The sequence below is a fragment of the Caulobacter sp. SLTY genome (assembly GCF_009905535.1).
In the GTDB taxonomy this organism is placed as follows: Bacteria; Pseudomonadota; Alphaproteobacteria; order Caulobacterales; family Caulobacteraceae; genus Caulobacter.
Genome location: NZ_JAAALA010000010.1, coordinates 77,612 through 90,520, shown reverse-complemented (window position 1 = coordinate 90,520; position 12,909 = coordinate 77,612). Strand labels below are relative to the sequence as shown.

General features: G+C 68.3%; 11 protein-coding genes. 6 read left to right on the top strand and 5 right to left on the bottom strand.

The annotated features are described in order from the left end of the window. Positions 1-70 precede the first annotated feature (70 nt). The 3 genes from GVN21_RS07915 to GVN21_RS07905 form a co-directional block, all read right to left on the bottom strand. Positions 71-1,543 carry a DUF1570 domain-containing protein gene (locus GVN21_RS07915; protein ID WP_166574183.1) on the bottom strand — a complete coding sequence of 491 codons (1,473 nt, stop codon included), beginning with the start codon at positions 1,541-1,543 and terminating at the stop codon, positions 71-73. Positions 1,544-1,611: 68 nt separating this feature from the next. Beyond that, positions 1,612-1,992, bottom strand: a complete 381-nt coding sequence (locus GVN21_RS07910; RefSeq protein ID WP_166574182.1) for a hypothetical protein — start codon at positions 1,990-1,992, stop codon at positions 1,612-1,614. A gap of 72 nt (positions 1,993-2,064) precedes the next feature. Then, positions 2,065-2,397 carry a DUF1491 family protein gene (locus GVN21_RS07905; protein ID WP_166574181.1) on the bottom strand — a complete coding sequence of 111 codons (333 nt, stop codon included), beginning with the start codon at positions 2,395-2,397 and terminating at the stop codon, positions 2,065-2,067. Positions 2,398-2,478: 81 nt separating this feature from the next. On the opposite strand from GVN21_RS07905, the gene GVN21_RS07900 reads away from it, so the two are divergent. Both GVN21_RS07900 and GVN21_RS07895 read left to right on the top strand, forming a co-directional pair. Continuing rightward, the gene (locus tag GVN21_RS07900) at positions 2,479-3,408 is read left to right on the top strand and encodes a hypothetical protein (RefSeq protein ID WP_240902806.1); all 930 of its coding nucleotides are present in this window, start codon (positions 2,479-2,481) and stop codon (positions 3,406-3,408) included. Positions 3,409-3,452: 44 nt separating this feature from the next. Further along, complete coding sequence (locus tag GVN21_RS07895) at positions 3,453-4,550, top strand: hypothetical protein (protein WP_166574180.1); 1,098 nt, start codon at positions 3,453-3,455, stop codon at positions 4,548-4,550. Positions 4,551-4,563: 13 nt separating this feature from the next. On the opposite strand, the gene GVN21_RS07890 is transcribed toward GVN21_RS07895, so the two are convergent. Then, positions 4,564-7,995 (bottom strand): indolepyruvate ferredoxin oxidoreductase family protein, encoded by a 3,432-nt coding sequence (locus tag GVN21_RS07890; protein WP_166574179.1) that lies wholly within the window; start codon positions 7,993-7,995, stop codon positions 4,564-4,566. Between the two features lie 142 nt (positions 7,996-8,137). On the opposite strand from GVN21_RS07890, the gene GVN21_RS07885 reads away from it, so the two are divergent. The 4 genes from GVN21_RS07885 to GVN21_RS07870 all read left to right on the top strand — a co-directional run bounded on the left by GVN21_RS07885 (position 8,138) and on the right by GVN21_RS07870 (position 11,548). Then, complete coding sequence (locus GVN21_RS07885) at positions 8,138-8,635, top strand: Lrp/AsnC family transcriptional regulator (RefSeq protein ID WP_166574178.1); 498 nt, start codon at positions 8,138-8,140, stop codon at positions 8,633-8,635. Between the two features lie 81 nt (positions 8,636-8,716). Next, on the top strand, positions 8,717-9,991 hold the full coding sequence (locus tag GVN21_RS07880) for a hypothetical protein (RefSeq protein ID WP_166574177.1): 1,275 nt from the start codon (positions 8,717-8,719) through the stop codon (positions 9,989-9,991). 30 nt (positions 9,992-10,021) lie between these two features. After that, positions 10,022-10,591, top strand: coding sequence for a YbhB/YbcL family Raf kinase inhibitor-like protein (locus tag GVN21_RS07875; protein WP_166574176.1), 570 nt, complete (start codon positions 10,022-10,024; stop codon positions 10,589-10,591). Between the two features lie 63 nt (positions 10,592-10,654). Then, complete coding sequence (locus tag GVN21_RS07870) at positions 10,655-11,548, top strand: pirin family protein (protein WP_166574175.1); 894 nt, start codon at positions 10,655-10,657, stop codon at positions 11,546-11,548. A gap of 15 nt (positions 11,549-11,563) precedes the next feature. Here the strand turns inward: GVN21_RS07870 and GVN21_RS07865 are convergent, their stop codons facing one another. Further along, positions 11,564-12,892 (bottom strand): cytochrome P450, encoded by a 1,329-nt coding sequence (locus tag GVN21_RS07865; RefSeq protein ID WP_166574174.1) that lies wholly within the window; start codon positions 12,890-12,892, stop codon positions 11,564-11,566. Positions 12,893-12,909 lie beyond the last annotated feature (17 nt).

Below are 12,909 nucleotides of genomic sequence, written 5' to 3'. Positions count from 1 at the left end.
GGGAAGTAGCGGGACGCAGCGCGAATGTCACCTGGGGACAGGTCGTGCGCTGATGCGCGCAACCTGTCCCCTAGCGGTTCGCCTTGATCTGCCGCAACAGGCCCTGCGCCACCCCGGCCGCGCCGCCGCCGTGCGGGTCATTGGCCACCGGGCCCAGCACGATCTCGGCCTCCGCCCACCGCCTGTTGCGCATCAGCGCACGGCCATAGAGCAGCCGAACGTCGTCGACCTGGGGCGCCAGGTTGAAGCAGATGTCGATCACATCCATGGTGTTGTCGTTGGGATAGTCCCGCTCGAACTGCTGGGTCTGGGTGAAATAGAACAGGGTCCGGAAGTTGTCCGGCTCGGCGGCGTGCGAGCGGGCCAGGAACTTGCGGGCGTCCAGGAAGCTGGCGCGCAGCGCTTCGCCCTCCAGGTCGTCCTTGTAGGCCTTGTCGACCATCGCCGTGCCCATCAGCTGTAGCGCTGCTCCGTCCTTGGGATTGGCCGTCAGCCAGCCGTCGAGCAGCGTCTTGCCCTTGCTCCAGTCGCCCAGCCGGAACTCGGCCCGCGCCAGGGTCAGGGTCGCCAGCCGATCGCCCGGATACTTCGCCGCCCGCTCGCGGATCATGGCCAGGAGCTTGTCGGTTTCCTTTTCAGGAATCCCACCGCTCTTCAGCTGCTGGGCCTCCAGCAGCAGGTCGTCGGCGGAGGGCGGCAGTGTGGTGATCTCGATCTTCGGATCGGCGAAGCCGCTGCGGGTGTACTGGGTGTATTTCAGCCCGCCCTTCAGATAGTCGCGCAGGGTGCGTTCCAGCCGCTCGGCGTCGGTGCCCAGCACCTCATACATGGTCTTCGCGGGATGACCTCCGGCCGCCACCGTCTTCATGTAGGCCAGCAGCTTCTGATAGCGGCCGGGATCGCTCATCATATAGTGGGTCAGGACCCAGGACTGGCCATAGAAGGTCTGCTGCTGCTGGGCCGGCAGTTCCCAGAAGCTCTTGGCCAGCACGTCGTCCCATGAGGCCCAGCCGAGGTACTGCAGCTCCAGCACCCGCCCTTCACTCCACTTGCCGACCTCCACCTGGCTCTTGCCGACCTTTGCGGTGTCGAAATATTCGGCGTAGCCCTCCACCAGCCAGGCCGGGTAGGCGGTCGGGAAGTACTGCAGCATGAAGTGGTGCACATACTCGTGCTGGATGACATTGTTGTCGCCTCGGGTGCGGATGGCGACCGCGAAGATGTCGCCGAGACTGGCCGAATAGAAGCCGCCGATGCCATCGCCCATCCCCGGCGCCACGCGCCGCAGGCTGTTGGAATTGGCGACGAGGTAGAGTTCCAGCTTGCGCGGCGGCAGACCGCCGGTGGGCATCCCGTGCCGGAAGCGCAGCAGGTCGTCGAAAATCTCCAGATCCGCAACATAGGTGCGCAGGACCTGATCATCCCCGTCGCTGTAGACGATGAAGCGGGGGCTTTCGGCGCGGATCCACCGCGCCTCCGCCGGACCGGCCATGGCCGCCAGGACGACGGTCGCCGCCAAGGCGGCCAGAATACGCGTGAACATTGCAGCCCCCGAACAACACCCGCGCCCAGCAAAACCGAAGGCTGTCGGATCGTCCAGCGGACTCCGCTCTACGCCGCCAGTCGCCGCCACACCTGCCGGTCGGCCTCGACCGTGGTCAGGCCGCCGTGCTGCTGGCGCTCGTAGAGCAGGCCCATGACCTCGAAGCTGATCTGGGCGTAGCGGACCTGCACGAGGCCTTCGTCACAGCCGCGCGCCGGCGAGACGAACAGGGCGGCGTTGATCTGCGGCTGCTTGAGCACGATCAGGCTGGAGATCCGCCGGGCCCGCTCCGGGTGCTGGCGATGCAGCAGCGGCTCTTCGGAAAACAGCTCGCGGCCAAGCTTCTCGACGAAGCTCATGCTCAGCGCCTTGAACCGACCCGTGGCGACCGGCTGGGCCAGTTGGGCGGTCTCGAGGTTGAGCACGACGTCGTTAAGCAGAAACAGCATGAAGCACTCAGAATGGGGGCGTCTGAGAGTCATATGCGCACCCCGCGCTTTCAGCTCCGTCAAGGAAGTCGGTTAACGCGTCTCAACGGTTTCGGTCAGGAAGTGCCGGCCCTCGCGGTCTTCGATCTCCACCACCCACAGGTCCGGGTCGATGCGCAGCGCCCGTTCGATGTAGGCGTCGAGGTCGGGCTCGCTGTCGCTCATCGCCGGCCGCATCCACACCCGCTCGCCATCGCCGCGCGTCGCCTCGCTGTAGAGACGCGCCGTGCCATCACTCCGGTTCAGCACCTTGACCAGCACCGAGCCGGCCCGTGCGTCGCCCTTGCGCGCCACCACGCCGAAGGCGCCGCCCAATTCGGCGCGGCGGATCAGGGCGCCGACCCAGATGTCGGTGGAAAGCAGCAAGAAAAGCGTCCCTTCGGTAACCGGATAGCAAGCCCGTCCGCAGTATGACGGCTGCGCAAGAGCATAAGCCAAAGCAGACCGATGACGAGCCTTCGCAACCAGCTGCGGGACCGGATCGGCTGGTGGATGATCGGCGGGGCCTGTGTCGCCGTGCTGGCGGCCACCAAGCCGGCCCACGCCGCCCCAGCCCTGGATCTCCTTTACGAGCGCACCGTCATGGTGGCGGCCGACGACCGCTGCGGCCTGTTCTCACCCCAGATCGCCGCGGCCCTCGACGCCTCGCGCCTGCAGGCGCGCGGCGCCGCCCTGCGGGCCGGGGCCCGCCCCGAGACCCTGGCCGAGACCGAACGCCGGGCCCGCTCCAAGGCGGCCGGCGCCGCCTGCGGCTCGCCCGATCTGAAGGTGGCGGCCAGCCGGGTGCGCGGGGCGTTCGAAGGCTACGCCAGGCTGATCAGGATGGACTATCCGGGCGAGGTGGCCGGCTGGAGCGCCGACCGCTCGACCTCCAAACAGGGTGACCGCTGGAAGCTGTCGCAAGGCTCCGCCTTTGGCTGGGACCGGCTTCGCTTCGGCCTGGCCGGCCAGTCCGGCCCGCCGACCCTCACCGCCGTGGCGGTGTTCAACGACGCCGGCGCCCCCTATGCCGCCCGGCTGGTGATGCGGGACGTCACCCGCACCAGCGGCCCCTACCTGGACCATCGTGGTAAGGCCAAGGGCGGCAAGCTGGCCCTGTCCGCCAGGACCGCGCCTCGCTCGGCCTCGCGCGTCTTCACCGCCGCCGGTCGCGGCCCGGCCGGCCCCGCCCTGCTGCCCGCCGGCGCCAAGGCCGGCTGGAGCTTCCGCTTTTCCCCTGCAGCGACGGCCGCCCTGGCCGACCTCGACCCGCGCGAGGCGGTGACGGTGGAGTTCGTCTTCGCCGGCCCCGGCGGCCGCGACGTGGTGCGCACCGCCCACATCGAGGTGGGAGATTTCGCGGCGGGTCGGGCCTTCCTGGCGGCGAGCGGGCGTTAAACCGCGATAGCCGCACGCCAGGGAATCGGCGCCATCCTGACCACATGACCTCGCCTGTCGATCCGTCCCGCGCACAGGCCCTGGCCGCCCTCGGCCTCGGCTCGGCGGCGATGATCGTCATCGGGCTGCAGCCCCTGCTGCTCGGCGAGATCGTCGATCACCAGACGGCGGTCCTGGCCGCCATCGCCGAGATGCTGGCCCTGGCGGTCGGGGTGGCGGTCTGCGCCCTCCTCCTCAAACCTACGAATCTCCGCGCCTGGGCCGGCGGGGCCAGTGCGGTCTGTGTCGTGGCCGGTCTGGGCCTGCTGGCCCATGAGCCAGCTTCCGTCATCCCGCTACGCGTCCTGGCCGGGCTGGCCGGCGGGGTGCTGATCTGGATCACCGTCGGAACCATCGCTCGCCAGGCCAGGCCAGAGCCCTGGGCGGCGGCCTTCTTCCTGATCCAGTCGGCGGGACAGGTGTTCGTCGCCGCCCTGGCCGTGGCGCTCGGCCCGTTCGGCGCCCTCGCCCTGGCCGCCGCTCTGTCGGCGCTCGGCATCGGCCTCGCCCTCCTCTGCCCTCCGACCCTCAGCAACCTCGGCCGCCCCTCCCGCGCGCCCTCGCCCAAGGGCTGGATCGCGCTCGCCGCCTTGCTGCTCTATTTCGCCGGCAACTCCAGCCTCTGGTTCCAGATGCGCCCCCTGGCCACCATCCAAGGCCTGGGACAGCTTAGCGGCGCGGTCATCCTGGTCACCCTGGCCGCCCAGATGGTCGGGGCCATGGCCGCCATCGCCCTGGCCGAGCGCCTGCGCCGTCGCACCCTGTTCGTGATCGTGGTGGCGACCGGGCTAGGCGGTCTCTGGCTCCTGAACTCCAGCCCGTCGGCCCCGCTGTTCGTCGCCGCCTTCGGCCTCGCAGCCTTCGCGGCCCTGCTGCTGGGCGCCAGCCTGTTCGGCATACTGAACGCCGCCGACCCCAGCCGCCGCGCGGGCGCGATCAGTCCCGCGGCCCAGTTCCTCGCCGCCGCCTTCGGCCCCATCGCCGGCCTGTTGGGACTATCCCCTCAGCCGGCCATCGGCCTCACCGCCCTGCTGTTCGTCGCCGCCTGGATCTGCGCCTTCATGAGCCTGCCCCACGTCGCAAGGGCCGAGGCCGCAAAGTGAGGACTGGGGCAGCCTAAGCCGCCGCGTTCTCCGACGCCTCCCACTGCGCCCAGAGCGTCGCCGCTTCCCTTTCGGCTACCTTCACGCTGGCGTCCTTCACATGGCCGAAGCCGCGGATGTCCTGCGGGATGGAGGCGATGCGGGTCGCTAGGGCCAGACGGTCCTTAGACAGCCCACCCAGCAGCCGCCGCAGCCCGATCTCGTACTCGGCGATCAGCCGGCGCTCCATCTTCCGCTCATCGGTGTGGCCGAAGATATCGAATGAACCACCGCGCAGGCCCTTCAGCTTGGCCAGCACCGGCAGCACGGTGGTCAGCATCCAGCCGCCCAGGGCGATTTTCTGCGGTTTGCCGTCCGGGCCCTTCGGCGCGATCAACGGGGGCGACATCCAGACCTTGGCCTTGCCGCCCTTGAAGGTCCCGGCCAGCTCCTTGGCGAAGCGGCCGTCAGTGTAGAGGCGGGCCACCTCGTATTCGTCCTTGTAGGCCAACAGCTTGAAGAGGTTGACCGCCACCGCCCGCGTCAGGGCCTCAGCCCCGCCGGCCGCAGCTTCCGCCGCCCGCGCCTGCTCGACCTGACGGATGTAGCGCTCGGCGTAGGCGGCGTCCTGGTAAGCGGTCAGCTCGGCCTTGCGGTGGGCGATCAGCTCGTCCAGCGGCATGGTCTCCGGCGTCGGGGTGACGTCCTCCGGCAGGCCCTTGAAGCCCTCGTCCACCGCAGCCTTCCGGCCGACCTCGAAGGCCTGCATGTTGGCCTCGGCGTCGACGCCGTTCAACTTGATGGCGCGGTACATGGCGCGGCTGGAGACCGGGATCACGCCCTTCTGCCAGGCAAAGCCCAGCATGATCATGTTGGCGTAGATCTCGTCGCCCAGCTTGTGCAGCGACAAAGCCTGAGACGGGCAGGCGTGATAGTCCTTGGTCGCGCCCTTGATCCGGCGGGCCATGCCGGCGGTGTCGTAGCGGACGTCGCGGTTGGTCACGAAGTCGGCGGTCGGCGAGAAGTCGGCGTTGCCGAAGGCCACGGTCTTCTGTTTCGAAAACAGCGCCAGGGCCTCCGGCGACGCGGCCACCAGCAGGTCGCAGGCGATCAGCACGTCGGCGCTTGCCGCCGGCACCCGGCCGCCGACAATGGTGGTTTCCGTCTCGCCGATCTTCACATGGCTGAACACCGAGCCGCCCTTCTGGGCCAGGCCGGTCATGTCCACCACGCTGGCGCTGCGGCCATCGACGTGGGCGGCCATGGCCAGGATGGAGGCGACCGTGGTCACCCCTGTGCCGCCGATGCCGGTGAACAGGATGCGGCGCACCCCGTTGACCGGCTCGAACTCCGGCAGCGGCGTGGAGTCGGCCGTGAGGGCCGGCATCTTCTTGCCCTGCGGGTTCTCGGCCCCCTCCAGGGTGATGAAGCTGGGGCAGAAGCCGTCGACGCAGCTGTAGTCCTGGTTACAGGTCGACTGGTTGATCGCCCGCTTGCGGCCGAATTCGGTGTTCTTTGGCTCCACCGAGACACAGTTGGACTTCTTCGAACAATCCCCGCAGCCTTCGCAGACCAGCGGGTTGATGAAGACGCGGGTCGCCGCCTTGGGCATCAGCCCGCGCTTGCGGCGGCGGCGCTTCTCGGTGGCGCAGGTCTGGTCGTAGAGCAGGACGGTGACGCCCTCGGTGTCGCGCAGCTGGCGCTGCACCGCGATCAGGTCCTTGCGGGGATGGATCTCGACATTGGGGGCCAGATCGGTGACGCCCTGGTAGCGCTCGACCTCATCGACCACGATGACCGTCTTGGTCACTCCTTCGGCGGCCAGTTGGCGGGTGATCTGGGCGGGGGTGAAGCCGCTCTCGGCGGTCTGGCCGCCGGTCATGGCCACGGCGTCGTTGAACAGCAGCTTGTAGGTGATGTTGGCCTTGGCCGCGATCGCGCCCCGGATGGCGAGCGAGCCGGAGTGGTTGTAGGTGCCGTCGCCCAGGTTCTGGAACACGTGCTTTTCGGTGGTGAAGGGCGATGCGCCCACCCAGGTCAGCCCCTCGCCGCCCATGTGGGTGTTGAGGTCTGTGTTCGGATCGTTGAACCCGGCCATGTAGTGGCAGCCGATGCCGGCCAGCGCCCGGCTGCCATCCGGCACCCGGGTCGAGGTGTTGTGCGGACAGCCCGAGCAGAAGAAGGGCTTGCGCTGCTGGTCGCTGGCCAAGCTTACCGCCGCGACACCGGCGGCCGAGACGCGGTCCAGATAGGCCGACGCCCGCTGCTTGGCCGGGCCTTCCGGCAGGCGCTCATAGAGGTCCAGGGCGATGGCGGCGACCGTCAGGCTGCCGGTGTCCTCCATCAGGAAGTCGCCCTGTTCGTTCTTCTTGCCGATGACGTTGGGCCGGGCATGGGCGGGCAGGTCGTAGAGGGCGGCGCGGGCCTGGGGCTCGATCAGGGCCCGCTTGTGCTCGATGACCATCAGGGTCTCGAGACCGGCGGCGAAGGCGCGCAAGCCCTGCGGCTCCAGCGGCCAGGGCATGCCGACCTTGTAGATGCTGATGCCGAGGCTCGCTGCCTCGTCCAGGCTGATGTCCATCTGCTGGAAGGCTTCCAGCACATCCTTGTAGGCCTGTCCCTGGCAGACGATGCCCAGGCGCGGCTGGCGGGCGGCCAGCACCACCCGGTCGATGTTGTTGGCGCGGGCGAAGGCGAGCGCGGCCGGGATCTTGTGATTGCGGAGACGGGTCTCCTTCTCCAGCGGCTGGTCCTTGGTGCGGATGTGCAGCCCCCCGGGGGGCATGGGGAAGTCGGGGAAGACGTGATGGTGCCGGTCCAGCGACACATCGATAGTCACGCCGCTGTCCATGGTGTCGGCCAGGGCGATCATCCCCACCCACAGGCCGCTGAACCGCGACATGGAAATGCCCAGCAGGCCGTAGTCCAGCACCTCCTGCACATCGGCGGGCGACAGCACCGGCATCTCGAAGTCCTGGAAGGCGAACTCCGACTGGCTGGGCAGGGTGGAGGACTTGCAGTTGTGGTCGTCCCCGGCGATGGCCAGCACCCCGCCCTTGGGCATGACGCCGGCGAAGTTGGCGTGCTTGAACACATCGCCCGTCCGGTCCACGCCCGGCGCCTTGCCGTACCACAGGCCATAGACGCCATCGAACTTGGCGCCGGGGAACAGGTTGGCCTGCTGGCTGCCCCACACCGCCGTCGCGGCCAGGTCTTCGTTCAGCCCTTCCTGGAACACCACCTCATGGGCGGTCAGCAGCTTGCGCGAGCGGGCGGCCTGCTGGTCGAGGCCACCGAGGGGGCTGCCGCGATAGCCGGAAACATAGCCCGCCGTGTTAAGCCCGTCGCGCACGTCGAGGCGGCGGCGATCCAGCATGACGCGGATCAGCGCCTGCACGCCGGTGATATAGGCGCGGCCGTTTTCGAGAAGATATTTGTCGTCTAACGTCACTTCAGAGTGGCGCATTGAAAAAACTTTCCTTCCCGGCAGGCTCCCTGGCTTGCAAGATCATATAAGTCTGGGGAAAATGTTTGCCAAAGCCATGCCTGGGTTGGGGCATGAGTCGGCACGATCGACGCCAATAAAGGCCCTAAAGGGGGAACAAAGTTTGTCCGAGCCGCTCGACGCAGTTGACGCAAAGATTCTCGATCTCATCCAGCACGACGCCGGACTGTCCGTCGCCGAGATCGCCGAACGCGTCGGCCTGAGCTCCAGCCCCTGCTGGCGCCGCATCAAGCGGCTGGAGGACGCGGGCGTCATCCAGCGCCGGGTGACCATCCTGGATCGCGAACTGCTGGGCCTGGCGTTTGAGGTGTACTGCACCGTCAAGCTCTCCCTTCCGACCAAGGAAAACCTTGAGCGCTTTGAAAGCTCCGTCCTGAAGTGGTCGGAGGTGGTGCAATGCGCCACCGTGACCGGCGCCGCCGACTACGAAATGCGCATCGTCACCCGCGATATGCACGCCTTCGACGACTTCCTGCGCGACAAGATCCTGTCGCTGGGCCTGGTGTCCAACATCGAGAGCCGGATCGTCATCCGCGGAGTGAAGAACAGCACCGCCGTCCCGCTGGGCCTGGTCAGCCCCTATGTGAGCCCGCACGGCTAACCGGCCCACATTACCGAACCTTAGTTTGCGACCTGCCCCGGTCGGCGCCACCCTCTCCCTTTCGAAGAGGGGAGCCTTCGCATGATCCGCGCCGCCGGCCTGACGCTCGCCGCCGTTTTCTGCCTCAGCGCCGCCGCGCCGGAGAGCCGGCTGGAGGAATACTTCCGCCTACGCAAGGAGGCCGGTGAGGCGGCCGCCGCAGGCGACCTCGCGCGGAGCGAGGTGCTGCTCGGCCGGGCGCTCTTCCTCTATCCGACCGCGCCGTGGTCCCTCATCCGGCTGGCGCGGGTCGAGGTCGCGGCCGGCAAGCCGCACGAGGCGGTCGCACACTTGGCGGAATACGCCGAACTAGGCCTGACCTGGGACGTGAAGGGCGACAAGGCGCTGGCGTCCCTGACCGAGCGGGCGGACTTCGCCCCGGTCGCCGCGCAACTGGCGGCGAACGCGGCGCCGCTCGGCTCGCCGACCGTCTTGGCCACCCTGAAGCCTGGGCAGATTTATGAGGGGTTGGCCTTCCACGACGGCGCCTGGCTGGTCAGCAGCGTCACCGACCACAGCATCCTGATCGTTCGTGACGGGAAGGCCACGCCGTTCCTGAAGCCCGACGAGACGATCGCAGGCCTGTTCGGCATGGCTGTGGACGCCGGGCGGGGCTGGCTGTGGGTCGCCGAAGCGGCCGGGCCGGAGATTCCCGGATCGGCCGGGCCCGCGAGAACCGGCCTGTTGAAGGTCGACCTCAAGTCCGGCGCCATCCTGGCCCGCTATCCCGCTCCGGAGGCTGTCCAGTTCGGCGATGTCCTGCTGGGACCCAAGGGCGAAGTTTACGCCAGCGACAGCGTCGGGGCCGGGATTTGGCGGTTGCCCTCCGGCGGCGAGGCGCTGAACCTGTTCGCCAAATCACGCGATATCGCCTCGCCGCAAGGCATGGCCCTCTGCGACGGCGCGGCCCTGGTAGTGGCGGACTACTCGACCGGACTGCACCGTGTCGCCCTGGCCGATGGCGTGGTCGAGCCCATCGCGGCGGGCCCGACGGCGGCCCTGGCTGGAATCGATGGCCTGTTCGGCCTGAGCCGATGGAATGCGCGACGCCCCGAGCATATGGGCCGGCCGTTCCTGGCCACCCAGAACGGCGTGACGCCTGAACGGCTGTTGAGCATCACACTCGACTCCCAATGCCGAAAGGCCCGGATCGTCAGACCCATGGCCGCCAATACTCCCGGCATGGCCGACCTGACCCTTGGGGCGGCCTCGCCGCGCTGGGCCGGCTTCATCGCGGGGTCGGGCTGGGCGACGCAAGGCGAGGCCGACATCGAGCTGCAGCCGGCCATCCTCGCCATCCCCCTGCGGCTGGATTGAACCCTCGGCGCCCTGGAGGGTTGTTCCCCCATGCTCGAGAAACTGCCGTCCATCGTTGGTCACGCCTTGCAGGGCCTGCGGCCCGGCAGGGGCAAGCTGCTCTACCACGACGCCCAGATCGAGACCGTCCCCGAGACCCTGGTTCTGGAGAGCCCCGCCTTCGACGCCCCCATCCTGCCCCAGCGGTTCACCGAGGACGGCGAGGGCCTGTCGCCGCCCTTCGCCTGGAAAGGCGTGCCGGACGGGGCGGTGTCCCTGCTGCTGGTCATCGAGGACGCCGACAGTCCGACGCCGCACCCCCTGGTCCACGCGATTGTCTATGACCTGCCGCCGGCGGACGGCCTCCTCAAGGAAGGCGCCATCGCTACCCTCGACGACGAGGACCACCCGCACACCGGGCTGAACAGCTTCCTCAACACCGGCTACCTGCCCCCCGACCCGCCGCCCGGGCATGGGCCGCACCACTATGCCGCCCAGATCTATGCGCTGGACGCGCCGTCAGGCTTCACCGGCTCTCCGGGTCGGGCGGCGGTGCGGACCCTGCTTCATAAGCACGCCATTGCGCGTGGTATGATCGTCACCACCTACGTGCGGCATTAAACCAAGGTTCGGGTTGCGCCTGTCGCGCGGCTGGGCAAGGTTTCCGCCGCAACGGAGGACATCATGATCGAACTCGTCATCGACCAGCGGCGCAAGGATCTGGGCGGGTTCGAGGTCGGACGGGTGCTGCCCTACGCGCCGCACCGGATGGTCGGGCCGTTCATCTTTTTCGATCACATGGGGCCGGCCGAGTTTCAGCCCGGCTTCCCACGCACCGTCGACGTGCGACCCCATCCCCACATCGGCCTGTCGACCCTCAGCTATCTGTTCGAAGGGTCGATGACCCATCGCGACAGTGTCGGCTCCGAGATCGTCATCCGGCCGGGCGAGGTCAACTGGATGACCGCCGGCAGCGGCATCACCCACTCGGAACGCTTCGAGGAGCTGCGGGCCGACGGCGGGCGGATGGACGGCATCCAGACCTGGCTGGCCCTGCCGACCGAGTCGGAGGAGGTCGCCCCCGCCTTCAGCCACCATGAAGGCAACGATGAACTGCCCTTCTACGAAGGCGGCGGGATGAGCGCCCGGCTGGTCGCCGGCAAGGCGTTCGGGGCCGAAGCCAAGGTGCCGGTCTTCTCCCCTCTGTTCTACGTCCACTGGGAGCTGGCGGCCGGGGCGGTCGCCGCCCTGCCCGCCGAGTATCCCGAGCGGGCCGCCTATGTCGCCAAGGGCTCGGTCGAGGTGGACGGCCGGACGATCCATACCGGCCAGATGGCGGTGTTCAAACCCGGCGACACCATCGCCTTCAAGGCCCTGGAGCCCAGCACCGTCATGCTGCTGGGCGGCGAGCCCGTGGGGCCGCGGTTCATCGACTGGAACTTCGTCTCCTCCAGCAAGGAGCGGATCGACCAGGCCAAGGCCGACTGGCGCGCCGGCCGCATGAAATTGCCCGACCTGGACGACGGCGAGTTCATCCCCCTGCCCGAGCCGAGCCCGCCGCCGCCCCCGATGTCCTGACGCCGCGCCGGCGGCTCAGCCGCTGAACGCCACGCCCAGCCGCCGGATGGCGTGGACGAAATTGTTGGGGGCGATGTCGATGTCACCGGTCCAGCGGATGTCGGGGTAGCGGGCGAGCAGCTGGCGCCAGGTTTCCTCGAGTTGGAGCTGGGCGACCCGCTTGCCGATGCAGACGTGCGGGCCGTAGCCGAAGGCGATGTGCTTGTCGGCATTGGCGCGGGTGACGTCCAGGCGGTCGGGGTCGGTGAACACCGCGTCGTCCCGGTTGGCGGCGCCGTAGTACATGATCACCTTCTGGCCCTCGAGGATGGCCTGGCCGGCGACCTCGGTGTCCCTGGTGGCGGTGCGGCGCATGTAGATCACCGGGCTGACCATGCGGATGAACTCGTTGACCGCATTGGGCAACAGGCCGCCGTCGGCCAGCAGCTTGGCCCGCTCGCCATCGTGTTCGCTGATCAGCTTCACCGAACCCGACAGGGTGTTGCGGGTGGTGTCGTTGCCGGCGAAGACGATCAGCAGCCAGGACCCGTCGAGATACTCGTCGGAAAGGAAGTCCCCTTCCAGTTGGGCGCGGGCGATGGCGCTCATCAGGTCGGGCTGGGGGTCGGCGCGGCGCTTGTGCAGCATGGCCCGGCCGTAGTCGAACATCTCCTCGACGTTGCTGTTGAAGTCCTGGATGAACTGCATCAGCTCGAGCGTCGGGCCATTGGCGGCCAAGCTGGCCTGCTCTGAGGCCATGTTCTGGGCCAGCTCCAGATAGTGCATCCATTTCAGGAACTTGGGCCGATCCTCGACCGGCACACCGAGGATCTCGCAGAGGGTGAACAGAGGAAGCTGGGAGGCGAAGGCCTCGACGAAGTCGATCTCCCCCTTGCCAGCCATCTCGTCCAGCAGCCGGCCGACCTCGGCCTTCACCTTCACCGTCAGCTCCCGCAGGTAGCCTGGGGTGAAGTAGGGCATGTGCTCGCGGCGCAGCTGCAGGTGATTGGGGGCGTCCATGTTGATCATGGCGTCCATGCTGGCGCGGAACAGCAGGGCGTGGCGCTGCTCCGGTTTGCCGACCGCCATCAGGATGCCGCCCCGCTGGGAGGAGAAGGTTTCCGGGTCGCCGTTGACGGTCATCACGTCGGCGTGGCGGGTGACCGCCCAGAAGCCGGGCCCCTCGCGCGGCTCGCCGTGCCACATGACCGGGGCCTCTTTGCGCATGCGGGCGAAGTCGGCGAACGGCTGGCCCTTGCTGAAGCGGGCGATGTCGGTGAGGTCGACACCGTCGAGGCGCGGATAGGCGAGCGGAACGCCGGGGCCTTCGCGGCCCTCGACGACGGTCTGGCTGAGCAGCTGCATGGGGGTTTCCTGGCGTA